The 24054-nt window shown below is 72.9% G+C and carries 16 protein-coding genes; 1 reads left to right on the top strand and 15 read right to left on the bottom strand.

Annotation, left to right across the window (positions count from 1 at the left end; genetic code table 11):
* Positions 1-23: 23 nt before the first annotated feature.
* The 9 genes from JOE35_RS07995 to JOE35_RS07955 form a co-directional block, all read right to left on the bottom strand.
* Positions 24-683 carry a methionine ABC transporter permease gene (locus tag JOE35_RS07995; RefSeq protein WP_123546270.1) on the bottom strand — a complete coding sequence of 220 codons (660 nt, stop codon included), beginning with the start codon at positions 681-683 and terminating at the stop codon, positions 24-26.
* A gap of 2 nt (positions 684-685) precedes the next feature.
* Entirely contained in the window at positions 686-1777 is a 1092-nt protein-coding gene (locus tag JOE35_RS07990; protein ID WP_209560648.1) for a methionine ABC transporter ATP-binding protein, read from the bottom strand.
* A gap of 81 nt (positions 1778-1858) precedes the next feature.
* Positions 1859-2776 (bottom strand): MetQ/NlpA family ABC transporter substrate-binding protein, encoded by a 918-nt coding sequence (locus JOE35_RS07985; protein WP_209560647.1) that lies wholly within the window; start codon positions 2774-2776, stop codon positions 1859-1861.
* Between the two features lie 486 nt (positions 2777-3262).
* The gene (ispG, locus tag JOE35_RS07980) at positions 3263-4411 is read right to left on the bottom strand and encodes a flavodoxin-dependent (E)-4-hydroxy-3-methylbut-2-enyl-diphosphate synthase (protein WP_191330158.1); all 1149 of its coding nucleotides are present in this window, start codon (positions 4409-4411) and stop codon (positions 3263-3265) included.
* A 101-nt stretch (positions 4412-4512) separates the two neighbouring features.
* Positions 4513-5844, bottom strand: a complete 1332-nt coding sequence (locus JOE35_RS07975) for a site-2 protease family protein (protein WP_307802993.1) — start codon at positions 5842-5844, stop codon at positions 4513-4515.
* A gap of 117 nt (positions 5845-5961) precedes the next feature.
* Positions 5962-7038: a 1-deoxy-D-xylulose-5-phosphate reductoisomerase gene (dxr, locus tag JOE35_RS07970; protein ID WP_209560645.1), complete on the bottom strand. Its 1077-nt coding sequence runs from the start codon at positions 7036-7038 to the stop codon at positions 5962-5964.
* A 45-nt stretch (positions 7039-7083) separates the two neighbouring features.
* Positions 7084-8070, bottom strand: coding sequence for an FKBP-type peptidyl-prolyl cis-trans isomerase (locus JOE35_RS16100; protein WP_209560644.1), 987 nt, complete (start codon positions 8068-8070; stop codon positions 7084-7086).
* Between the two features lie 2 nt (positions 8071-8072).
* Entirely contained in the window at positions 8073-8636 is a 564-nt protein-coding gene (locus tag JOE35_RS07960) for an FKBP-type peptidyl-prolyl cis-trans isomerase (protein WP_209560643.1), read from the bottom strand.
* A 141-nt stretch (positions 8637-8777) separates the two neighbouring features.
* Positions 8778-9287 carry an OsmC family protein gene (locus JOE35_RS07955; RefSeq protein ID WP_209560642.1) on the bottom strand — a complete coding sequence of 170 codons (510 nt, stop codon included), beginning with the start codon at positions 9285-9287 and terminating at the stop codon, positions 8778-8780.
* Positions 9288-9295: 8 nt separating this feature from the next.
* Here JOE35_RS07955 and JOE35_RS07950 point away from each other — a divergent pair, with 8 nt between their 5' ends.
* Positions 9296-10324, top strand: coding sequence for an asparaginase (locus tag JOE35_RS07950; protein ID WP_209560641.1), 1029 nt, complete (start codon positions 9296-9298; stop codon positions 10322-10324).
* On the opposite strand, the gene JOE35_RS07945 is transcribed toward JOE35_RS07950, so the two are convergent.
* The 6 genes from JOE35_RS07945 to JOE35_RS07920 all read right to left on the bottom strand — a co-directional run bounded on the left by JOE35_RS07945 (position 10305) and on the right by JOE35_RS07920 (position 24050).
* Positions 10305-11267: a hypothetical protein gene (locus JOE35_RS07945; protein ID WP_209560640.1), complete on the bottom strand. Its 963-nt coding sequence runs from the start codon at positions 11265-11267 to the stop codon at positions 10305-10307. The genes JOE35_RS07950 and JOE35_RS07945 overlap by 20 nt on opposite strands.
* 89 nt (positions 11268-11356) lie before the next feature.
* Positions 11357-13408, bottom strand: a complete 2052-nt coding sequence (locus JOE35_RS07940) for a zinc-ribbon domain-containing protein (RefSeq protein ID WP_209560639.1) — start codon at positions 13406-13408, stop codon at positions 11357-11359.
* 8 nt (positions 13409-13416) lie between these two features.
* Positions 13417-15801, bottom strand: a complete 2385-nt coding sequence (locus JOE35_RS07935; protein ID WP_209560638.1) for a transglutaminase-like domain-containing protein — start codon at positions 15799-15801, stop codon at positions 13417-13419.
* Positions 15798-17249, bottom strand: coding sequence for a DUF58 domain-containing protein (locus JOE35_RS16095; protein WP_307802992.1), 1452 nt, complete (start codon positions 17247-17249; stop codon positions 15798-15800). The genes JOE35_RS07935 and JOE35_RS16095 overlap by 4 nt, the downstream gene beginning before the upstream one ends.
* Positions 17246-18217 carry a MoxR family ATPase gene (locus JOE35_RS07925; protein WP_209560637.1) on the bottom strand — a complete coding sequence of 324 codons (972 nt, stop codon included), beginning with the start codon at positions 18215-18217 and terminating at the stop codon, positions 17246-17248. The genes JOE35_RS16095 and JOE35_RS07925 overlap by 4 nt, the downstream gene beginning before the upstream one ends.
* Positions 18218-18260: 43 nt before the next feature.
* Entirely contained in the window at positions 18261-24050 is a 5790-nt protein-coding gene (locus tag JOE35_RS07920; protein ID WP_209560636.1) for an Ig-like domain-containing protein, read from the bottom strand.
* Between the last annotated feature and the right edge of the window lie 4 nt (positions 24051-24054).

Genomic DNA, 24054 nt, shown 5'->3' with positions numbered 1-24054 from the left:
CACTGTAACCGAGGCCTCCGACGTCACCGCCGGAGCGCCCTCCTCGCGAGGTGGTTGCCCAGGAACTGGACCAGCTGCACCAGCACGATGATGAGCAGCACCGCGCCCCACGTGACCACGGGGTCGAACTGCCGGTAGCCGTAGAGCAGGGCGAACGCGCCGAGTCCCCCGCCGCCGACGTAGCCGGCGACCGCCGACATGTCCACGAGCGCCACGAAGATGAACGTGTAGCCGAGGATCAGCGGTCCGAGCGCCTCGGGCAGCACGATGCTGCCGATGATCCGGAACGGCCCTGCCCCCGCCGCCCTGGCCGCCTCGACGACTCCCGGCTGGACGGTGAGCAGGTTCTGCTCGACGATGCGCGAGATCGCGAACGAGGCCGCCAGGGAGAGCGTGAAGATGATCGCGGTGTTGCCGACCCCGGTGCCCACGACCGCCCGGGCCAGGGGCTGCGCCGCCGCGAGGAAGATGATGAACGGGATCGGCCGGAACACGTTGACGACCACGTTGAGCACGCCGAAGACGACGCGGTTCGCGAAGAGCGCGCCCTCGCGGGTGAGGTAGAGCGCCAGCCCGAGGAGGAGTCCGCCGAGCCCGCCGAAGAGCAAGGTCAGCGCGACGATGTAGACGGTCTCGTAGGCCGCCTTCCAGAGCTGGGGCTGCAGGTCGATCAGGGAGTCCATGGTCAGCGTGCCTCCTCGTCGTGGGTCGGCCGGTCGGGCGCGGCCTCGGTCGTGGCCTCGGTCGCGAGCGAGGCCGGGAGCTCGGTCGCGGCGGCCCCGAGCTCGGCGACGGCGGCGGAGACGTCGCCGTCGGCGCCCGTGAGGGCGAGCGTCAGGGTCCCGAAGGTGCGGCCGCCGATCTCGTCGATGCCGCCGAAGACGATCTCGAAGCGGACTCCGTGGCGGGCGAGCACGCCGAAGACCTGTTGCTGGTCGACGCCGCCCTCGGACACGCGGACCGTCACGAGACGGCCCTCGTGGCGTCGACGGAGCGCGGCGAGGTCGTCGCCAGCCGGCGAGCCGGCGACGACGGTGGAGACGAAGCGCCGTGTCGACGCTTCGCGCGGGGCCGAGAACACCTCGAAGGTGCGCCCGATCTCGACGACCCGTCCCCGGTCCATCACGGCCACGCGGTCGGCGATCGACTTGATGACGTCCATCTCGTGCGTGATGACGACGATGGTGATGCCCAGCTCGGCGTTGACCCGCCGGAGCAGGGCCAGCACCTCCTGCGTGGTCTCGGGATCGAGCGCGCTCGTCGCCTCGTCGGCGAGCAGCACGCCCGGGGACGTCGCGAGGGCGCGGGCGATGCCGACGCGCTGCTTCTGGCCGCCCGACAGCTGGTCGGGGCGGGCGTGCGCCTTGTCGGCCAGCCCGACGAAGTGCAGCAGCTCGCTGATCCGCCGCTGGTGGTCGGCCTTCGGCACGCCGGCGGCCTTGAGCGGGAACTCGACGTTGCCCCAGACCGTCTTCGACGAGAACAGGTTGAACTGCTGGAAGATCATGCCGATGCCGGCCCGCACGCCCCGCAGCTCGCGTTCGCGCAGCCCGGTCACGGGTCGGCCGTCGATCTCGATCCGGCCGCTCGTGGTCGGCTCGAGGGCGTTGATCAGTCGGACCAGCGTGCTCTTGCCGGCGCCGGAGTAGCCGATGATCCCGAAGATCTCGCCGTCGGCGATCTCGAGGCTGACGCCGTCGACGGCCGTCAGCGGGGCGGCGCCCTTCTCGCGGGGCGGATAGGTCTTGACGACGTCGGTCAGGGTGATGGCGGGCATGGTCTCCTCGTCACGGTCGGAAGGGCCCGACCCGCGCGCCGTCGTGGCGGGCGGGGCGGGCCCGGGCGGGGGCAGGCGGCGTCAGCCGTTCTGCTCCACGAGCTCCTTCGTCTGCTCGAGCGACTCGCGCAGGTCGGCGACGGGCACCTTCGTGGTGAGTGCCGTGCCGCCCGAGTTCTCGACGACGCCGTCGGTGACGGCCTTCGTGTCCTGGTAGATCTCGACGAGCTTCTTGTAGGTCTCGTCGTCCGCGTCGCCCTCGCGAGCCGCGAACACGTTGACGTAGGGCAGCGAGGCCGGGTCGGCCGGGTCGTCCTGGGCGATGATCGAGTCGGGCGAGAGGCCCGCCTTGGTGGCGTACTCGTTGTTGATGATCGCGCCGTCGAAGTCGGGCAGCGAGGTCGCGGCGAGGTCGGCGGCGACGGGCGAGACCGTGACCGTCGAGGCGTCGGTGTCGATGTCGTCGAGGCCGGAGAAGATGTTCCCGCCGTCCTTCAGCTCGATCAGGCCGTTCGACTGCAGCACGAGGAGCGAGCGGGCGAGGTTGCTCGCGTCGTCGGGCACGGCGACGGTGTCGCCCTTGCTGAACTGGTCGAGCGAGGTGTGCTCCTGCGAGTACAGGGGAAGCGGGTAGATCGCCGTCGAGCCGATCGGCACGAGGTCGGCGTCGGCCGAGACGTCGTACTGCGCCAGGTAGACGATGTGCTGGAACTGGTTCAGGTCGAGCTCGTCCTCGGTCAGCGCCGGGTTCGGCTGCTCGTAGTTCGCGAAGTCGACGATCTCGACGTCGATGCCCTCGTCCGCGGCGGCCTGAGTGAAGGTGGCCCAGTACGGGTCGCTGGCGCCGACGACCCCGATGCGCACGGCGTCTCCGCCGCGGTTCGCGACGGCGATGCCGACGCCGACGGCGGCGAGCACGACGACGACCGCCACGACGATCGCGATCAGGCGACCGCGCTTCTTCTTCGGGGCCTCGATCAGGGGTGTTGCCTCGGACATGACGTTCCTCTCAGACGGTGCGACGCACGTCGCCGGCTGCTGCTGCCGGCACCACGACCGTGCGTCCCTCCATCGTGACCGGAGGGGCGGGCGAGGTCACAATCGGCGCGTCACACGGCGACACACCGGCGTGGTCCGACCGCCGTGTTCAGGACTCCGAGTCCTGAGTTGCGGTTGTGCAGGACTCGGGCTCCTGAGTCGTGCACGGATCAGGAGTACTCGACCCGCACCTCCTGAATTCGAGGAGGTGCGTTGCGGGCCTGGGGTGCACGCGACGTGGCGCAGACCGTCGGCAGCCCTCGTGGCCCTGGCCGCCGACTCGCGACACCTCGCCGACGCCGACTCGCCGTCACCGACCGACCGACCGACGACGCCGCAACGCACCGCGTCTCGTGCACTGCATCGGGTCCAGACGCGGTGCAGTGCGCGGGACGGGGTGCAGTGCACGGGACCCGGTGCAGTGAGCCGCGGGCCAGGCGGAGGCGACTAGACCGTCAGGACCTGGGGTGAGCCGACCTCGCCAGGGGGCATCTCTGCCGCGAGGCGGTTGGCCTCGTCGATCAGGGTCTGGACGATCTCGGACTCGGGCACGGTCTTGATGACCTCTCCCTTGACGAAGATCTGGCCCTTGCCGTTGCCGGAGGCGACGCCGAGGTCGGCCTCGCGGGCCTCGCCCGGGCCGTTCACGACGCAGCCCATGACCGCGACGCGCAGCGGGACGGTCATGCCCTCGAGGCCGTCGGTGACGTCGTTCGCGAGCTTGTAGACGTCGACCTGGGCACGGCCGCAGCTGGGGCAGCTGACGATCTCGAGCTTGCGCTCGCGCAGGTTGAGCGACTGGAGGATCTGCAGGCCCACCTTGACCTCCTGGGCAGGAGGCGCGCTGAGGCTCACGCGGATGGTGTCGCCGATGCCCTCGCCGAGCAGGATGCCGAAGGCCGTGGCCGACTTGATCGTTCCCTGGAACTCGGGGCCCGCCTCGGTGACGCCGAGGTGCAGCGGCCAGTCGCCGCGCTCGGCGAGCTGACGGTAGGCCTTGACCATGATGACCGGGTCGTTGTGCTTGACCGAGATCTTGAAGTCGTGGAAGTCGTGCTCCTCGAAGAGCGACGCCTCCCAGACCGCGGACTCGACGAGCGCCTCGGGAGTCGCCTTGCCGTACTTCTGCAGCAGGCTGGGCTCGAGCGACCCGGCGTTGACGCCGATGCGGATCGAGACGCCGGCGGCCTTGGCCGCGGCGGCGATCTTGCCGACCTGGTCGTCGAACTTGCGGATGTTGCCGGGGTTGACGCGCACCGCGGCGCAGCCGGCGTCGATCGCCTGGAACACGTAGTTCGGCTGGAAGTGGATGTCGGCGATCACCGGGATCTGGCTCTTCTTGGCGATGATCGGCAGCGTCTCCGCATCGTCGCGACTGGGCACGGCGACGCGCACGATGTCGCAGCCCGAGGCGGTGAGCTCGGCGATCTGCTGGAGGGTCGCGTTGATGTTCGTGGTGGGCGTGGTGGTCATCGACTGGACGCTGACGGGAGCGTCGCCTCCGACGAGGACCTTGCCGACCTTGATCTGCCGCGACTTGCGTCGCGGGGCAAGGGTTTCGGGGACCTTCGGCATTCCGAGATTGACTGCAGGCACGTACCCGATCGTAGCCCCGTGCGCTGGACGCGCGATGTCGGTGGCGAGGACGCCCAGCAGATCAGCGGACGAGCCGGCCAGCCGGCGACCAGATCGGCGGATCAGCGGATCAGCGAGATCGGGTTGACGATGTCGGCGTAGGCGAGCAGCAGCCCCATCCCGCCGAGGACGATCACGACCGCGAAGGTCAACGGGATGACCTTCGCCGTGTCGACGGGCCCGGGGTCGGGGCGGCGGAACAACTTCGCGAAGCCGCGGCGGACAGCCTCGATCAGCGCGCCGGCCACGTGGCCGCCGTCGAGGGGCATCAGCGGCACGAGGTTGAAGACGAAGAGGGCGACGTTGAGGCTGGCGAGCAGGCTCACGAGGAACGCGGCCCGGTCGACGATCGGCACGGTGTCGAGGCTGACCACCTCGCCCGCCATCCGTCCGACGCCGACGACGCTGACGGGGCCGTTCGCGTCGCGTTCTCCTCCGCCGAAGGCGGCCTGGGCGACGGCGACCATGCGCTGCGGCAGGTGCACGATGACGTTGGCGACGTGTCCGATGTTCGTGCCGACGGTCGGCAGCACGGCAGTGATCGGCTGCTGCACAGTCACCGTGGCGAAGCCGATGCCGACGAAGCCGACCTCCTGCGTCACGGGTGCGCCGTCGTCGCCGACGACGGGCACTCCTGCCGAGTCGAGCACCTGACGAGCCGAGAGAGCCGGCGTGACCTCGAGCGTCTGCTCGCTGCCGTCGCGCTCGACGACCACGCTCAGCGCCTGGTCGGGAGCAGCACGGAACGCGCTCGTCACCTGGTCGCCGTCGTTCATGGCGACGCCGTCGATCGACACGATGCGGTCGCCGTTCTGCATGCCGGCGGCGAAGGCGGGCGCAGCGGTGGCGTCGGCCGGGCACTCGGTCTCGGTCGACCCGGCGGGCAGCACGCACTGGTTGACGAGGCCCACGGTCGTGCTCGACTGGGCCGTGCCGAAGCCGCACAGCAGGATCGTGAAGAGCACGATCGCGATCAGCAGGTTCATCGTCGGGCCGCCGAGCATGATGATGATCCGCTTGTAGACGGGCAGACGGTAGAAGGTGCGGTGCTCGTCGCCCTGGTCGACCGTGTCGGCGCTGGCGGTGCGGGCGTCCTGCACGAGGGTCTGGAAGAAGCCCGTGCTCGCCGTCCGCCCCTCCTGGCCGTCGCGGGCAGGCGGGTACATGCCCGACATCGAGATGTATCCGCCGAGCGGCAGCGCCTTGACGCCGTACTCGGTCTCGCCCCGGCGGCGGGAGAAGATCGTCGGCCCGAAGCCGATCATGTACTGCCCGACCTTCACGCCGAACTTCTTGGCCGGCACGAGGTGCCCGATCTCGTGCAGGGCGATCGACACGGCGAGCCCGATGACGATCACGACGATGCCGAGCAGGTAGAGCAGGACGGTTTCCACCGGGCAAGGGTAGCCGTCCGAGACGGGGAGCCGGCCCCGCACCGGCCATGACGGCGCTGTGAGCATACGGGCTCGCGCCTCCTCGGCTCGCCGTGCCCAGGAGCCGCGGGCCGGTCCCTACCGGGCGAGCAGCGCGTCGGCCGCCTCGCGGGCCCAGCGCTCGGCCTCGAGCACGCCCTCGAGGGTGCTCGGCCCGGCCGTGTGCCGGTCGACGACCTCGCGCACGGTGTCGAGGATGCCGAGGTAGCCGACCCGGCCGTCGTGGAACGCGTGGACCGCCTGCTCGTTCGCCGCGTTGAAGACGGCCGGCCAGGTGGCGCCCGCCCGGCCGACCTGCTTCGCCAGCAGCACCGACGGGAACGCCTCGTCGTCGAGCGGCTCGAAGGTCCAGGTGGAGGCTGTCGTCCAGTCGAGGGGCACGCCCACGCCGGGCACGCGGTCGGGCCACGCCATGCCGAGCGAGATCGGCAGCCGCATGTCGGGCGGTGACGCCTGCGCGATCGTCGAGCCGTCGACGAACTCGACCATGGAGTGCACGATCGACTGCGGGTGCACGGTGACGTCGATGTGGTCGTAGTCGACGTCGAACAGCAGGTGCGCCTCGATGACCTCGAGCCCCTTGTTCACGAGGGTCGACGAGTTCGTCGTGACGACGCGGCCCATGTCCCACGTGGGGTGCGCGAGGGCCTCGGCGGGGGTCACGTCGGCGAGGGAGGCGCGCGTCCGACCTCGGAACGGCCCGCCGGAGGCGGTGAGCACGAGACGACGGACCTCGCCCCGGTCGCCGGACCGGAGCGCCTGCGCGATGGCCGAGTGCTCGGAGTCGACGGGCACGATCTGCCCCGGGGCGGCGCGCTCGCGCACGAGGTCGCCGCCGACGATCAGGCTCTCCTTGTTGGCCAGGGCCAGCGTGGCGCCCGAGTCGAGCACCGCGAGCGTCGGGGCCAGGCCGACGCTGCCGGTGATGCCGTTGACGACGACGTCGGCCTCGACGTCGCGGACGAGCGCGACAGACTCGTCGGTGCCGAGTGCGGTGTGCTCGACCCCGAAACGGGCGGCCTGCTCGGCCAGCAGGGCGGCGTTCGTGCCGGCCGACAGCCCGACGACGGTGAACAGGTCGGGATTGGCGGCGACGACGTCGAGCGCCTGCACGCCGATGGAGCCGGTGGAGCCGAGGAGGATGACGCGACGCATGCGGTCAGCCTAGGGGCGGCCGCCGACACGGCACGGAGGTGCCGCTCAGGCCACGGCGAGGACGTCGATGACGAACACGAGGGTGTCGCCGCCCTCGATGCCGGCGCTCGGCTGCCCGCCGTCGCCGTAGCCCTCGGCGGGCGGCACGACGACGAGCACCTGCGAGCCGACGGTCTGCCCGATCATCGCCGCGGCGAAGCCCGGGACGACCTGCGCGGTCGAGAACGGGGTGGGAGTCCCCTTGCCCCAGCTCTCGTCGAAGACCTTCCCGTCGCGCCAGTTGACGCCCTGGTACTGGACGGTCACGTTCGCGGGGTCGGGGACGACCTCGCCGTCGCCCTTCTTGAGCACCGCGATCTGCAGCTCGGAGGGCGGGTCGGCGTCGGGGATCGTCACGGTCGGACGGCCGTCGTCGGCGAGCGTCACCTCGGGGAGTCCTGGCTGCGCGGGCTGGTCCACGCCGGTGGCGCGCGTCGGCACGATCGAGAACGTGTCGACGACGATCACGGCGGCCGCGTTGGGCGGCGCGGTGCCCGTCTGGGCCGGCTGCATGTCGGCGGCGCTGGCCACCGTGACGGAGCGGGAGCCCGCCTGGTTGCAGAGCAGGGCGGCCTCGAGGCCGGGCACGTAGTAGTCGGCGCTGATGGTGAGCTGCTCGCCGCTGCCCCGCTCGTAGCCGGCGGAGCTCAGCTCGGCGCCGGTCGTCGCGTCGAAGACCGTCACGGCCACCTGGACGACGTCGCCGGACTTCGTCTCGGGCCCGGTGCCCTGAGAGACCACGGCCCGCTGGCTCGTCGCCGCGCCGAGGGGGCCGGGCAGCGTGACGGTCGGCTCCTGCCCCACCTCGCCCGACACCTCGACCGAGTCCGCCTCGGCGCCTCCGCCGAGGCAGGCGGTCGCGGCCGGGCTCGCGCCGGGGGTGGTGGCCGACGGCCCGGGCGCCGCGTCGTCCGTGCAGCCGACGAGGGCCGCCGCGAGCAGCGGCACCCCGACCAGGCAGAGGAGGCGCGCGCGGCGACCGGCAGTCGCCACGGTCAGTTCGCGGCCAGGATGTCGATCACGAAGACGAGCGTGTCGTCGCCCGCGATGCCGGCCTGGGGCGCGCCCGCCTCGCCGTAGCCCTCAGCCGGCGGGATGACGACCAGCGTCTGGGAGCCGACGGTCTGGCCGACGATGCCGGCGGCGAAGCCGGGGATGACCTGGCCGGTGCCGAAGGTGGTCGGCTCGCCGCGCTTCCAGCTCTCGTCGAAGACCGTGCCGTCCTTCCAGAGCGACCCCTGGTACTGGACGGTGACCTGGGCGCCGTCCTCGACGACGGGACCGTCGCCCTTGATGAGCGTCTCGACCTGGAGCTCGGTCGGCGCCTCGGTGCCGGGCAGTGTGACGGTGGGGCGGCCGTCGGAGTCGAGCTCGACGGTCGGGAAGCCCGCCTGCGGCTCCTGTGCCTCGCCGCTGGCGCGCGTGGGCACGTCGGAGGGGGCGCTCGACGACGAGGACGGCGCGGTGGTCGCGGTGTCGCCGGTGCTGGCCTCGGAGGCGCAGGAGGCGAGCCCCAGCACGAGGACGGGGACGGCGAGCAGGGAGAGGGAGCGGCGCATGGGGGTCTCTCGATCGAGGGGCAGGGAGGGCACGAGGCCGGGGCGGCGCACTGGGCACCGGGTCCGGCCATTCTGCCCCACGCCGTCGGAGGGGCCGCTGAACGACGACGGCACGCGTCACCGCGCAGCCGCGTCACCGCGTCAGGACGTGGCGGCCACCAGCGTCGTGGGCTCGTGGCCGACCGGGAACGCGACGGACGCCGCGATGAAGCACTTGCGGGCGGCCTCGGCGTGCAGCGTCCCCGCGAGCTCGACCATGGACGCGTCCGCGACCGTGACGACCGGCCGCAGCGTGGCCGACGTGAAGCGGCCTCCCCCGTCGGCGGTCTGCGTCATCGAGCCCTCGGCCGAGTCGCGGTAGGCGACCACGACCACGCCCGCGGACGCGGCGACGTGCAGGTAGCTGAGGAGGTGGCACTCGGCCAGGGCGGCCAGCAGCAGCTCTTCCGGGTTCCAGCGGTCGGCGTCGCCGTGGAACGTGCGGTCGGCGGACCCCTGGATGTCGTGCAGCTTGCCGGCTGCGGACACGGTCGCGTCGCGCCCGTAGCTGCGGTACGACGTCGTGCCGACGCCTCGGTCGCCGGTCCAGGCGAGGTCGACTGCGTAGTGGTGGTCGAGTACGGGATCCTCCTCGGCGGGGCGTCGATACACTCCCCATCATGACCCACCTGAGCAGCTCCGCGGCCGGCACGCGCCGTCCCCTCACCGCCGACGGCAGCGTCGAGCTGGCCGTCCTCGTCCGCTCGGGCCTGGAGGAGAGCCGGCACCTCGGCGCCGGGGTCGTCGTCGGGCCCGACGGCGCCGTGCTGCGCTCGGTCGGCGACGTCGGCGCCTCCATCTACCCCCGGTCGTGCCTCAAGCCGCTGCAGGCGCTCACGGTGCTGCGCGCCGGGGTCGACCTGCAGGGGCCCCAGGCGGTGCTGTCCACCGCCAGCCACGCGGGCACGCCTGCACACCTCGAGGTCGTCGAGGCGCTGCTCGCCCGCGGCGACCACCACGAGCACGACCTGCTCTGCCCCGTCGACTGGCCCGGCGACCGCCGCAGCGCCCGGTCGCTGGACGAGCCCCGTCGCGCAGCGATGAACTGCTCGGGCAAGCACGCCGCCTTCCTCCTCGCGTGCGACCAGCAGGGCTGGGACACGGCGACCTACACCGCGATCGACCACCCGCTCCAGGCCGCCGTGCGCGAGACCGTCGCCGAGTTCACCGGCGAGGTCGTCGACCATGCCGGCACCGACGGCTGCGGCGCGCCCGTGTTCGCCACGACCGTCACGGGGCTCGCACGGGCCGTCGCACGGGTGGCCGGGTCCGCCGGCGACGTCCGCGACGACCGTGACCCCGACGCGGCGCACCTCGTCCGCTCGGTGCTCGCCGACGCGTGGGCGATCGACGGCCCTGGACGGGACAACACGGTCACGATCGACGAGCTCGGCGTCTTCGCCAAGCTCGGGGCCGAGGGCGTCATGGTGATGGGCACCACCAGCGGCGTCGGCGTCGCCGTCAAGATCCTCGACGGCAACGTCCGGGCCGGCACCCTGGTCGCCCTGCACCTGCTGGTCGAGCAGGGCGTCGTGGAGCAGGCGGCTGCCGACCGCGTGACCTCGGCCACGCTCGAGAAGGTGCTCGGCGGCGGCGTCCCGGTCGGTTCGCTGCGCCTCAGCGACGAGCTCACGGGCGCTCGGGCCTGACCGGCTGACGACGGAGGACGTCGGGGGCGTCGCTGCCGCAGGGAGCGTCGGGGGCGCCGTGTGCCCCGGGAGCCTCGGGCGCGTCCACGAGCGACGTCCAGGCCGGGACGACCGGCACAGAGCAGGCCGAGCCGTCGCGACGGACGACGGTGGCGACGCCGTGGCTCGAGATCTCGACGACACAGGCCACAGCGACGTCGGGGGCCCCGCCTCCTGCGACGGCGCTCGACCTGGTCCCGTCGCCCGAGGTCGGGTCGGCCGAGGGCTCGGCGGGCCAGGCCTGCTGCCAGGTCACGAGGCCCTCGGGAGCCCCGCGGTGCCGCAGCTGGGCTCGGTAGCCGCCCGCCAGCGAACGGGCCAGCAGGGCCGGGCCGCGCACGTGCACTCCCCCGGCCGCGTCGACGCACAGCGGCCCGTCGGGCACGTCGGCGACGCGGTCTCGGAGCGCCTGGGCCCGGACGTGCGGGGCGACGGAGGAGGCACCGTCGCCCACGAGGACGATGCCGCTGTCGACAGGTCCGGTGCCGAGCACGACGAGTGAGGAGAGGCCGACGACGGGCGGGGGCTCACCTCGACGCAGCTGCTCGACGAGATCGGCCGACGTCGGCCAGAGCCGGCGCAGGGACCGGCGACGAGACTCGAGCCGGGCGTCGCAGACCGTCCCGATCTCGTCGAGGGCCGCGAGCCACCGGTCACGGGCGGCCCGGTCGGCATGCCGCGCCACGAGGCCTGCGAGAGCCTGGCCGAGCAGGACCGCAGCTGCTGACAGGAGGACGGCGACCGGGTCGAGCTGGCCCCGCGCCGCTCCGGCCGCGGCGACCGCCGCGCCGGCCCCCGCCGCGGCGACGACGGACAGGACCCACGGCGATCGTGCCGGCGACGGGGCAGGGACCACGATCGGCCCGCTCACGGAGGCGGTGCTGTCGGGGACGAGTGGGGTCACGGGGCCAGCCCACCACGACGAGGGACGGGCGAGGCACCCGTGCACAGGCCGGAGCCCGGCCGCGAACGGTCGAGCCCCCTGGGGAGGGATCAGCTCACGATGAAGAACTGCTCGCCGATCTCGACCCTCGTGCCACGGGCGACGCGCACGCGCGTGCCGGGCTCGACGCGTCGGGCGGGTTGCTCGTGAGGACGCACCACGGTGCCGTTGCCGGACCAGCGGTCGCTGACCCAGAGGGCGCCGAGCTCCTGCCCGAACTCGAGATGGGTCTTCGAGACCGACTTGCCCGGGTCGGCGATGCGCACGAGGTGGTCGAACCGCTCCCCCGGCTGCGGCGACGGTGCACGCCCGAGCAGGCCGGAGCCGTCGACCGTGACGCTCTCGCCCGTGCTGAACTGCAGGAGGTACTCGGTGCCGACCGGGCCCCTCCTGACGAGACGGGTCTCGTCGACGTCGTCGTCCGAGACCAGCCGGGAGCGCGTGTCGTCGAGGAGGCCCGACAGCGCCGAGGTCGCCGGAGCGGCCGGCATGGGTGGCAGCTCGGGCAGTCCGGCGGAGTCGTCGCGGCCGGTCGTGTCCGCGGGGCGTCCCGGGACCGCACCTCGACGGACCGGCTCGACCGGCGCCGCGGCCGGGGGCTCGACGGACTGCTCGTCGACGGGACGTGCCCACGACGCTCGCTCGTCGACGACGCGCTCGGGCGTGGGTGCAGGTGCGGACTCGGGCTCGGACTCGGGCGCCGCAGCCGGGGCCGGGGCCGGGGCCGTCGCACCGGGGCGCCACCCCGGCGGGAGCGGCGCAACCGGTCCGGTGAACGACAGCGCCACCGACTGCACGACCGCACCGCACTCGGGGCAGAAGATGTCGTCCTCGTCGAGGAGCGCGCCGCAGTGAGTGCAGTGCTCGACGACCTTCTGCTGACCTGGCTCGACCAGCGGCACCGGGCCGTCGTCCGACACCGGAGCGACCGCCGGGGACACGCCGGGGACGGCCCGGGGCACAGGGACCACCGGGGCCGTGTCGCCGACCGTGCTGTCGGGAGCAGGCACTCGGAGGCGCACCGGCGACGAAGGACCGGCCGCCGTCCCTCCAGGCGGCTCCACCGCGGCAGGCGCAGGCTCAGACGCAGACGCAGATGCAGACGCGGGCTCGAGGTCCGGGACGCCCTCGTCGTCTGGCGTCGGTGCGGACTCCACGCGATCGATCCGTGCGGCCGTCTCGTCCTCCGGCGAAGAAGACTCAGCCGGGCCCTCCGCAGATCGATCCGGCTCGTCCCCGGCGGCGTCGCCCTCGGTCGTTCCCCGGGACGCGCCGCCCTGTTCGCCTTCTGGACGCGCGGTGTCGCCCCGGGGGGCGTTCGGCTCGTCGACGGACGCACCCGCGTCGACGACCTCGGGAGCCCGGACCTCGGCGACCGTCTCGTCGTGCGCTGCCGGGGCCTCGTCCTCGGACGGCCGCGGCGTGAGCGACGCCGTCCACAACGGGGCCGACGTCGGACGCGGTCCGTTGTCGGGATGCGGCGCCGGTGCGCGCAGCGGCACCGGGGCGGGCGCGGAGGCGGCCGGAGCCACCCGGGCGGGCGGAGTCGCCGACGCAGCCGCCGTGTCGCCGGCCCCCACGGCCGTCGACGGCAGCTCAGGCTCGCCCGCGACCTCGGCGGAGGGCGACTGGTCCTGGTGCTCCCGAGCCGCGGCCTCGCGATCGTGCACCAGCTCGTCAGGGCCGGTCGCGTCGACCGGCCGGGCGGGGACGACCCACGCAGGAGGCGTGTCCTCGGCCACCTGCTCGACCGGACTCTGCTCAGCTGGACGCTGCTCGGCCGGACGCTGCTCGACCGGATGCTGCTCGGCCGGGTTCGCCTCGACCGGGCGCTGCTCGACCGGGCGCTGCTCGACCGGCTCCTGCTCGACGCGGCGGTCGCGGACCCACCAGGGCGCGTCGCCCGAGGTCGTGGGCCGAGGCGGCTGGCGCAGTCGCCACGCCGGCGGCTCTGCCGACGTGCTCGTGTCGACGCCCGTGCCCACGCCCTCGTCCCGACGGGCGGCCGCCGCGGCGACGTCCGCGCTCGTGACGGCGCGGCCGCACTCTCCGCAGAACATGGCGCCGACGGGCAGCGGACTGTCGCAGGTGGGGCAGTGCATCGGGACCTCTAACGCTCGGGACGTGTCCCGCCATGGTATCCACGGAGCGAGCGCAGCGAGACCGCGGCCCTGGCTCGCTGCCACCGTGTCAGGTCGGCGTCGAGCGACCGGCGCATCTCCGCCACGGCCGCCCAGACGCGGTCGGCGTCCTCGACGGGGGGCGGCGTCGGGGCGAAGACGGCCCGGTCGGCGACGCGTGCCAGCACGGCCGGCCGTGCTCCGCCGACCGCCTGCGCGACCTCGCTCCGCGTGCCCGACCGCGGGGTCTCGATGCCGTGGTCGACGACGGCGTCCTCGAACTCGCGCCAGCCGCCCGTGATGCGCGAGGCGGCGTCGGGCGCGCGACGACGCGCACGACGTCGCCGCACCTTGAGCGCCACGACGGCGAGGAACGGCGCCGCGACCAGGCCCGCGACGAGCGCCGTCCAGCCGGCCACCCGCGCGACGACGAGCAACACCGCCAACCACGCGGGCGACGTGTCGGGGTCCTCCTGCTCGGACTGCGGCGGCGTCTGGTCGTCCCGCACCTGCGGCTCCTGGGGCGGCGGCTGCACCACCGACTCGGGGCGCGACACCTGGCTCGGGTCCTGCACGACGTCCTCGGGGATGGGACGCTCGACCGGGACGGGATCCAGGGCGACCCAGCCCGCCTGGGCGGTGTCGACCTCGATCCACGCCGTGACGTCTCCCCCGCGCACCGGCACGGGACCCGTCGCGTCCGCGAGCTCGTCCGCGTCGGGAACGAAGCCCATGACCACTCGTGAGGGGAAGCCGAGCTCGTCGGCCATGAGGGCCGCAGCCGTCGCGTACTGCTCTGCGTCGCCCACCATCACGGGATCGGTGAAGAGCTGGGCGATGCGCGCCGAGCCGTGGCCCGACAAGCTGACGGGCTCGTCCGGCCCGACACCGTGGCTGATGTAGCCGTCCTCGGCGAGCATGTCCAAGGCAGCCTGCAGGCGGGCGCCCGGTCCCTGCACGCCCTCCGCCGCCTCCTGCACGGCGTTGGTCAGCTCGTCGGGGACCGCGCGCGGCGTGGGGACCCGGGCCGAGCCGGGCGTGAGGCGCTCGAGCGCGCCCTCTGCGGGCTGGTCGGGCAACACGGCCTCCAGCCGGTAGCTGTCGCCCGCCTCGAGCCCGCCGACGACGGCGGCGGTCCCGCTCGTGTCGTTGTAGAAGAAGGAGTCGCGCCGATCGGTGGCCGTCGCGCCGCCGAAGTCGATCGACTCGAACTTGCCGACGGTCGGCAGCCAGACCCCGCGGTACCCGTCGACGGTGACGGCGATCGTGGTCTGACGGCCGGGCACCGCCGACTGGTCGAAGTCCGACGGGACCCGGTCGAACGAGCCGGACTCGCTCGTCACCTGGTCGCTGCCCACCGTGTAGGCGACGCCGTCGTAGGTGTCGAGCGTCGCGAGGCGGAGGAGCCGTCCGGGCGCGAGGCCCTGGACCTCGAAGAGAGCCTCGTCCACCGTCGGGTCCTGCTCGTAGACGCGGAACCGGGTCAACGGGCTGACCACGTCCCGCGGGTCGAACGGCTGCGCGACCACGGTCCGCGCGACCGTGCGCTCCGCCGAGGGCGGCAGGACCGCGGCGGCACCTGCGGCGGCGACGCCGGCGACGACGAGGGTGACCACGGTCCCCGCGACGGCCCGGCCGGCGACGGACCCGTGACCGTGCGCGCGCGCGGCGCCGCCGGTGCTGCCGCTGCCGCTGACGCTGCCGCCCAGAGCATCCACGGCGAGCCGACGGCGGCGCAGACGCCACCAGACCACCCACGCCACCGAGACGACCGAGATCGTGAGCCCCGAGACGACGGGCAGGAAAGCCTGGGCGGGGCCGAGGACGATGCCGACCAGCCAGACGACGACCGGGCCGAGGGCCGCGAGCTCAGCCCGACGCGACCGCAGCGCCGTCGTCAGCCCCACGACCGACGCGAGCAGCAGGAGGACGAACACCGGAACGAGCAGGGACTCGTAGCTGCCGACCGGGAGGGTGATCGTGACGAGCTGCTTCCACGCGAGGGCCGTGCCGCCGACGAGCTGGCCGAGGCCGCCGAGCGTGGGCACCACGCCCCACAGGGCCTGCGACGGGACGGCGAGCGGCACGCCGAGCAGCAGGTACGCGGCGACGGTGAGCAGCATCACCCAGGAGCTCGAGAGCCGCAGCACGGCCCCCGCGACGGCGATCACGCTGCCTGCCGCGACCGTGACCAGGGCGAGCACGACGAACTCCGCGCTCTGGTAGACGGGCCAGAAGACCGCCGCCGCCGCGAGCAGCGAGACGACGTGCAGCCCGCTCGCGAGCAGGACGAAGGAGGCGCGGAGGCGAGGGCGACGGACCCGCTTCCGCAGGTCGCCAGGTCGCGCCGCGACGGGAGCCTGTGCGCCGCTCATGTCGCGGCCGCCCGTGCGAGCGACTTCTGGAGGTCCTCGAGGTATCCGATGGTCAGGACGGTCAGGTCGCTGATGCGCGTCATGCCCGGGACGGCCTCGGGGTCGCAGACGATGGCGACGGCCTCGACGCCGACCGGGAAGTGCAGCCCGGCCGAGCGCAGCTGCGTGAGCGTGGCGGTGCTGCCCACCACGAGGAACGCGACCGAGACGCCGGCGACGCGGTCGCCGGCCACGCGGGCGACGTCGACGATCCCGAGGGCGGACTCCGCGTGCTCCACGACCGCGAGGTCGTCGAGGAGGCGCGTGCGGGTCAGGGTGCTGAGCGACCTGATCTCGAGGGTCTTGCGCTTGGCGAACTCGGGCGTGCGCTCGCTCACGACGACGCTCACCTCGCGGGCGTCGCGCACGGCGCGGGCGCCGAGCGATCCGGCGACGCTGACGGCCAGCTCGAACTCGTCGTCGGTGGCGAAGTCCGCGGTGGCGAGGCTGAGCGCGATGACGATGTGGCTCCGACGGCTCTCCTCGAACTGACGGACCATGTACGTGCCGGTCTTCGCGGTCGACTTCCAGTGGATGTTCCGCCGTTCGTCGCCCGGCTGGTACTCGCGGAGCGCGTGGAACGAGATGTCGCTCGGCGAGAGGTCCCGGGTCGGGTTGCCCTCGAGGTCGCGGATGAGGCCGGTGCTGGTGCTCGGGATCCCGATGGTGCGGGGGTGCACGAACATCTCCGTGACGCCGGTCCACTCGAGCTCGCGTCGGACCAGCCCGACCGCGTCGCCGCGGACCGTGCGCACGGGCCCGACCCGGATGACGCCGCGTCGCGCAGTGGACACGGAGAAGGACTCCGTGACGGTGTCGCCCCCGCGGAGGCCCGGCAGGCTGATCTCCGCGAGCCCGGCGCCGACCGGGATCTCGACGGAGACGCCGAGGATGCGCCGACGGGTCGGGTTCTCGACGACGACGCTGCCCGAGGCGGGCTCCCCGACGGTGACGCGCTCGTGCGGGATGTCGAGTGCCACCCGGAACGCGTTGCGGCCGATCAGGCTCAGCCCGGCCACGACGAGCACGACGAGCGCGGCCCAGGCCACCACGACGAGCTCGAGCCAGCCCAGCAGGTAGCCCACGACGAAGCCGACGGGGACCACGACTAGCACGGCCCAGCCCACGGGGGTGACGACGCCCGACACCGTCCGGAACGCACGGCCGAGCCACGTCCTGGCGGAGCGGAGGAGGCGCACGGCGAGGACGAGCGCGTCGGCGACGGGCCCTGAGCGGTCGCCCACGATGCGCGTGCGCGCGTTCGTGAGTCCCTGGGTCCCCGTCGCGAACCCGCCGTCGAAGCCCGTACGGGACTGCGTGCGTCCGCCGCGGGTGTTCGTCCGGCCCCGCGACGAGTCACGGTCGCGACGGGCTCGGCTGTCGGTGCTGCCTGGTCCGGCGTCGCTCACACGGCGATCCGCTCGGAGGGCGGCGGCGTCTCGATCAGCAGCTGGCTCACGATGCTCGAGGGCGTCACGCCGTCGAACTCCGCCTCGGGGTCGAGCACCAGGCGGTGCGCGAGCACGGGCTCGGCGAGGGCCTTGACGTCGTCCGGCACCACGTAGTGGCGCCCCTGGGAGGCGGCGTAGGTCTTGGCGGTGCGGACGAGCGCGAGGGCGCCGCGCACGCTCACTCCCAGCCGCACCTCCTCGGCGGTCCGGGTCGCCTCGACGAGCCGGGCGACGTAGTCGCTGATGGTCGACTCGACGTGCACCGTGCGGGCGAGCTGCGCCATCTCGGTGACGACGCCGGCCTGGACGATGGGGCTGAGGCTGCCCTCGTGGACGCGCGTGGCCGAGCCCTCGAGGATGCGGACGGTCGCGGCGTGGTCCGGGTAGCCGATCGACGTCTTCATGATGAAACGGTCGAGCTGGGCCTCGGGCAGTCGGTACGTGCCGGCCTGCTCGACGGGGTTCTGCGTGGCGATCACCATGAACGGGGTCCCCACGTCGTGGCTTACGCCGTCGACCGTGACCCGGTTCTCCTCCATGACCTCGAGCAGCGCCGACTGGGTCTTCGGGCTCGCCCGGTTGATCTCGTCGGCCAGGACGATGTTGGAGAAGATCGGCCCGCGGTGGAACTCGAACTCCCCCGCCTTCTGGTCGTAGATGCTGACGCCGGTGATGTCGCCCGGGAGCAGGTCGGGGGTGAACTGGACGCGGTTGCTCGTGCCCTGCACGCTCTGCGCGATGGCGCGGGCGAGCGACGTCTTGCCGGTGCCCGGGAAGTCCTCGAGCAGGAGGTGGCCCTCGCTGAGCAGCGCTGTGAACGACAGGCGCACGACGAACGTCTTGCCCAGGAGCACCTGGTCGACGTTCGCGACGAGGCGCCCGAAGATCTCGGAGAACCAGGTCGCCTGCTCGGGGGTCATGCTCATGCGGTGTTCGTCTCTCTCGTGGTGGTGGTCGGGCACGCGGGCGTCACGCCGCCGGGTCGCAGGAGAATCCCAGGTCCAGGAGTGCACGCGGGCGCCACTCCGCCGCGTCCTCGACAGTCTGGCCGCCGGACGTCGCGTAGCCGTGGACCCGGACTCCGAGTGTGTCGGAGGGCACCACCACGTCGTCGTAGGCGCTCACCTTGGCCCGCACGGGCTCCCAGCCGGTGAGCGTGCGGAACTGGATGTCGACCGACTCGAGTCTCGTCCCGGCGTTCGAGGGGATCGCGAGCCCCAGCACCTGGTCGACGGCGCAGCTGGTCACGTCGGCCTTGGCCGAGACCGGGGTGACCCTGGAGACCTGGCCCGCCGCGCTGCACACCGTCTTCGTGTCGCCCTGTCGGCACGCGCGGAACCGGACGTCGAGCGGGACGCCGTTCCCGTTGTCCGTCTCGATGAAGAAGTCCCCCGAGGGAGAGTCGGTCCACGTGCCGCCGGTCGAGTACTGCACGACGACGCGGCCGTTCGAGCCGGCGCCGGTGACCCTCGCCTTGTAGAGGCCGTCGTCGCCGAACTGTGCCAGGGCCACGGACGCGTCTGCCGGGATCGGCGGGGTGGACACGGCCTCCGTGCTGCCGGCTCCGGCAGCACAGAAGAGCCCGTTGTCGGCGACCACCACGTACGTCCAGCGCGCGTCGGTGGGGACGACGTCCGCGACGCTCAGCGTCGTCGTCCCCCCGCGGGGCGTGATCTCCGTGCCGGTCGTCGAGCACCCGGCCGGCGTCGCGTTGCGGTACACGCGATAGCTGACCCCGGCTGCACCGTTCGGGTCGACGGCGGTCCAGGAGACCGCGACCTGACGCTCCGTCGTGAGCGCCGTGACCGACGGGGCCTGCAGGCCGCCGACCGCGGCCACGGGTGCCGCCGAGCGCCGGGCCCAGTCCGCGTCGCTGCTCACCTGAGCCCTGTTCCGCGCGAACACGCTGACCGTGTACGACTCCTTGGGCACGAGACCAGAGATCGTGAGCGAAGTCGCCGAGGTGTTCTGGGCCGCGGGGGCGTTCGTGCCGCTCACATCGACGGTGTAGCCCGTCACTGCCGTGCCCCGGGCGGGCTTCGGGACCGCGGGCCACGACACGACGAGCTCGCCCGGCGTCGTGGAGGACGGCGTCACCGTGACGCCGGTCGGCGCGGCCGGGACGAAGTCGGCGCTGTAGGCCGGGCTCGCGGCGCTGGGTGCCGAGTCGCCGAGGCCGTTCGTGGCGACGACCGTGAACCGGAACGTCTGCTCCGGGTCGAGGTCGGTGAGCGTGCAGACCGTCGAGAGCCCGCAGTCCTTCGAGTACGAACCGCCCGCGCTGCCCGTGCCCGTCAGGCGGAAGCGCGTCAGGGGCGAGTTGTTGGCCTGGGGCGCCGCGTAGCTCAGCGTCAGCTGGCCTCCTGTGAACGTGCCCGTGCGGACCGGGGCGGCCGGCGCGTCGGGGACGTCCTGCACGGATATCGTCACGTTGCCGTAGACGTAGCGCTCGGGGTCGCCCGTGACGTCGGCCACGCGGTACTGCAGGTTGGTGTCGCCGGGCTGCGCGGACTGCCCGACGGAGACGGCGAGGGTGCGCTTGTCCGCGCTCGGGGTGACGCTGACTCCTGCCGGCAGCCCGCCTCCTGAGAGCCCGCGGATGTCGACGACCTGCAGGGGCTGGCCCGGGAACGGGTTCGTCGCCTGGTCGTTCGCGAGCACGTCGATCGTCGCCGAGGTGCCGCGTCGCACGGCCTGGGTGTCGGCCGCGGGCTGGGCCAGGGGCCTGGTCGACCCGACCACCGCCAGGCGGATGGCTCCTGCCTGGCCCGTCGTGACGGCGTCGGCCACCGTCACGGGCAGAGCGCGGGACGTGCCCCTCGGCGTGGCCGAGTCGGCCGTGATCGTGATCTCACGACCTGAGACGTCCACGGCGAAGCCGGGCACGGACTGGGCGTCGGCGCTCCAGCGGAGTTCCGACACGTCGTCCGGGTACGGGTACGACGTGAGCCGCTGCAGGTCGAGGGTCCGCGACTCCCCCGGCTCGAGGTCGATCGAGGTCCCGGTGAACGTCGGCGGCTGGTTCTCGCGCGGGGTCACCGTGATGGGCAGCACCAACGTCGCGGTGCGGCCCGCCGGGTCGTCGGCCGACGAGCCGTCGGTCACCTCGAACGAGACGGATGCCGTGCCGAAGTAGAGCTCTTCTGAGGTGTACGCGAGAGTCGTCGGGCCGACCACGAGATCGCTGCCGTCGGCGTGGGTCGCCCGCACGGAGCCCTCGCCGGTGAGCCTGATGCTCTTGCCGCCGGCGGCGATGACGTACCGGGTGAGGTCGATCGTCAGCCGGTCTCCGCTGACCACCGTGAGCGGGCGCGCGGTCTTGTCCAGCTGGGGAAGCGCGTCGTCGAAGCCGGGGACGCGCACGAACGCGTAGGTGCGGACGGCGGGGTCGTCGGGATGCGACACGGAGAACGGGATGATCTGGCTGGAGTCGGTGATCGTGACCCGGATCCGGCGATCGGCAGTGACCTGTGACGTGCCGTCGTAGCCCGGCTCGATCTGGAGGCCGAGCGAGGAGACGGGACCGTCGGCGAAGAAGACGTTCGTGAGGACGTTGACGTCGACCGACTGCCGCCCCGCGATGTCGCTGAGGTCGAGCACGGTGTCGTCGACGACGGGGTGGTTCAGCGGGGCGTCGGCGTCGACGTCGACCGTGACGAAGCTCGAGCTCGAGCCGCCCTGCTCGTTCTCGACCGTGTAGACGAGGCCGTACTGCCCCTCGGCCGCGGGCGGCCGCACCGCGATCATGGTGCCGTCGACCACCTCCGCCGTCGTGCCCTCGTCGTTGGCCTCGACGCCGGTCACCGACAGGGAACCCCCGTCGGGGTCGCTGTCGTTGTCGAGCACCCGCACGGTGATCGTGCCGCCGGGACGCATGGTGACGTCGTCGGCCACGGCTATGGGGTTGCGCGAGCCGTCGGCGCGTGCCGAGATGCCGATCCGCACCTTGCCGCTGGCCCTGGCCCCGAGCCCGTCGACCACGGTGTACGTGAAGGTGTCGGTGCCCGCGCTCGTCCCGTTGGCCTGGTACTCGATCGAGTCCGCGCCGACGCTGGTGACGCTGCCCTTCTCCGGGTTGGTCCCCACGCCGAGCAGCGCGACGCTGTCGCCGTCGGGGTCGATGCCGTCCAGGGGCACGGTCACGCGGACCGACTCGCCCGCGACGACACGAGCGGTGACGGTCTGGGGCACGGGCGGGTTGTTCGTCGCCGCGTCCGCCTCGCGCACCGCGATGGTGACCTGAGCGGTGTCGCGCTGTCCGTCGCGCCCCTCCACCGCGTAGACGGCGGTGACGTTGCCCGGGGTGGTCGGAGCGAGGTACCGCAGGATCGAGCCGGACGCGAAGAGCAGCCCCCCGTCGGCCGGGACGTCCTGGACGAGATCGGGCACGAGCGTGATCTCGTCGCCGTCGGGCTGCTCGTCGTTGGCCAGGGCGTCGATGTCGATCGCGTCGCCGACGCGGACGGTGACCTGGTCGTCGGTCGCGACGGGTGGCTGCGTCTGCGCACGGCGCGGCGTCTCGATGACCGTGACCGTCCCCTCGGCCGACGCCAGGCCGTTCGTGACGGTGTAGGTGAAGGTCACCGGCCCGTCGTCCAACGGTGCGGCGAGCGTGAGTCGCAGGTAGCGCTGGTCGAGCGTCTCGACGCGGACGCCGGACGAGAGGGGCACGTCGGAGGTGGACGTCACCATCAGCACGTTGCCTGCGGGATCGTGGTCGGTCGCCACCACGTCGAGGGTCTGGCTGCTCAGGGTCTCGACGAACACCGTCTTGGGCGTGGTGATCGGGGGGCTCGACGGATCGGGCGGCGACTGGACGTCGACCCGGATGGTGCCGGTCGCGGTCTGGTCGCCGTCGGTCACCGAGTACTCGAGGTTGTGGGTCCTCACCTCGTCGCTGACGAAGCGGAACGTGCCTGCCTCGTAGCTCGGCGTGACGGTCGAGCCGTTCTTGGCCGGCACGCTGTTCAGCCGGATGGAGCCCGAGCCCCCGCTGGAGTAGGGCAGCGGCCTCACGGTGAGCTGCTGGCCGGCGTAGGCCTGCACGGAGAACGAGTCGGCGGTGAGCGGCGACGACCCCGCGACGCGGATCGTCATGCTGCCGCGCCCCTCGGCCTGCCCGTCCGAGACGACGAGGCCGACGTCGAGCGTGGTCGCGCCGGCGCCGGCGTCCTGGTAGACGACGTCGCCGGACGGCTTGTACGAGACGCCGTCGCCCCCGACGGCGCTGGTCAGGTAGAACGCGTCGCCGTCGGGATCCACCCAGTCGCCCAGCACGGAGGTCGTGACGCGCCCGGACGACGACACGTCGGCCGAGGTCCGCCGCACCTGCACCGGCGGGCTGTTCTCGCCGGCCGCACGCACGGTCACGGCCACGGTCGCCGTCGCCGTCCCCCCACGCCCGTCGCTGATCGTGTAGTCGAACGCGAACGACCCGGTGGCCTCGTCCGTGAGCGTGAGCAGCACCTGCTGACGGTCGTTCACGACGTCGAGGCGGCCCGTCGCCGGGTCGAGGTCCGACACCTGGTCGACGACGAGGGGATCGCCGTTGGGGTCGTAGTCGTTCAGCAGCACCGAGAGGGTGCTGGCCCGGCCTGGGCGCGCGCCGAGGTCGTCGTCGATCGCCACCGGCGGCTTCTGGTCAGGGTCCAGCTCCGGCGGCTCGTCGGTGGTGTCGTTCTCCTCTTCTTGCTGCTCGTCGTCGCGGTCGAGCAGCTCGTCCCAGTTGTCGATGAGCTGGCCACGGCTCTGCACGGCCCAGCTGCCGCCTCCGGCGGGGTCGCTGAGCACGGCCCGACGGCCGTTGACGTCGAAGACGAGCTGAGCCGCCCCCGGGACGCCGTCGAGCTGCATCACGCCGCCTCGAGCCCGGGAGCAGTCGCTCCACGCCGTGCCGCCCGACCAGGCCGCGTACGTGCACGAGCCGACGACCGCCGGCCGCGCAGGCAGCCCCGTCTGGCCGGTCACGACCTCGCTCGGCTCGCCTCCGTCGAAAGGGACCCGCAGGAGCGCACCGCTCGTCGCCACCAGGACGCCGTCGCCGTCATCTGACGCCTCTTGCAGCGCGAGGCCACCGGCGGCGGAGCCAGAGAGGTCGACCTCGTCGCCGTCGACGACGAGTCGCCCTGCAGCCACGTCGAGCACGGCCCAGTGCGTGCCGACGCTCGTGACCTGGTGCTCCCCTGACCCCGTCAGCGAGGTGGAGCGGGTCGAGTCGACGTCGAAGGCGTCCCCGGGCTCGACTCGCGAGACGTCGCCGCTGGAAGCGGAGAAGACGGTGATCGTGCCGTCGGGCGCGACGCTCGTCACAGCGTCCTCGCCGAGGCTGAGGTCGGCGTCGTCCTCCGCGCTGAACGACGACAGCTCGGAGGCGGGCAGGCTCCAGAGCTCGCCCGTGCCGCCCGACACGACGACGGCGCGGTCGCCCGACAGGAGCACGTCGGGCGACTCGGGCGGCAGCGGGACGCTGTCGCCGACGGTGGACGTCGCGGGATCGACGATGCCGACCGTCGCGCTGCTCCGGTCGACCATGAGGACGGCGTCGGGCGACTGGGCGACCGACAGGTCGCCCCCGGTGCTCCGCACTGCGGAGTTGAGCTCGGCGACGTCGGTGTTGGCACGTCCGATGGCCGTGCGAGACCCGTTCGCGACCCAGACCGTGCCGTCGTCGAGATCGAGTCGCTGTGCCTCGTATCCCGAGCTGGCCACGGCCACGGTGACGACGAGCGCCGTGACGACGACCGCGCTCACGCCGGTCACGACG

It is taken from the genome of Frigoribacterium sp. PvP032 (genome assembly GCF_017833035.1).
GTDB lineage: Bacteria > Actinomycetota > Actinomycetes > Actinomycetales > Microbacteriaceae > Frigoribacterium.
Note: the sequence above shows the minus strand (reverse complement) of the source record. Positions and strands in the feature narration are given on the sequence as shown.

Bases quoted from the DNA above. Each gene is read 5' to 3' on its own strand.
- JOE35_RS07985 (WP_209560647.1), bottom strand. From the start codon at position 2,776: ATGTCCGAGGCAACACCCCTGATCGAGGCCCCGAAGAAGAAGCGCGGT.
- JOE35_RS07995 (WP_123546270.1), bottom strand. From the start codon at position 683: ATGGACTCCCTGATCGACCTGCAGCCCCAGCTCTGGAAGGCGGCCTAC.
- JOE35_RS07960 (WP_209560643.1), bottom strand. From the start codon at position 8,636: ATGCGCCGCTCCCTCTCCCTGCTCGCCGTCCCCGTCCTCGTGCTGGGG.
- dxr (WP_209560645.1), bottom strand. From the start codon at position 7,038: ATGCGTCGCGTCATCCTCCTCGGCTCCACCGGCTCCATCGGCGTGCAG.
- JOE35_RS07925 (WP_209560637.1), bottom strand. From the start codon at position 18,217: ATGAGCATGACCCCCGAGCAGGCGACCTGGTTCTCCGAGATCTTCGGG.
- JOE35_RS07950 (WP_209560641.1), top strand. From the start codon at position 9,296: ATGACCCACCTGAGCAGCTCCGCGGCCGGCACGCGCCGTCCCCTCACC.
- JOE35_RS07935 (WP_209560638.1), bottom strand. From the start codon at position 15,801: ATGAGCGGCGCACAGGCTCCCGTCGCGGCGCGACCTGGCGACCTGCGG.
- JOE35_RS07990 (WP_209560648.1), bottom strand. From the start codon at position 1,777: ATGCCCGCCATCACCCTGACCGACGTCGTCAAGACCTATCCGCCCCGC.
- JOE35_RS07940 (WP_209560639.1), bottom strand. From the start codon at position 13,408: ATGCACTGCCCCACCTGCGACAGTCCGCTGCCCGTCGGCGCCATGTTC.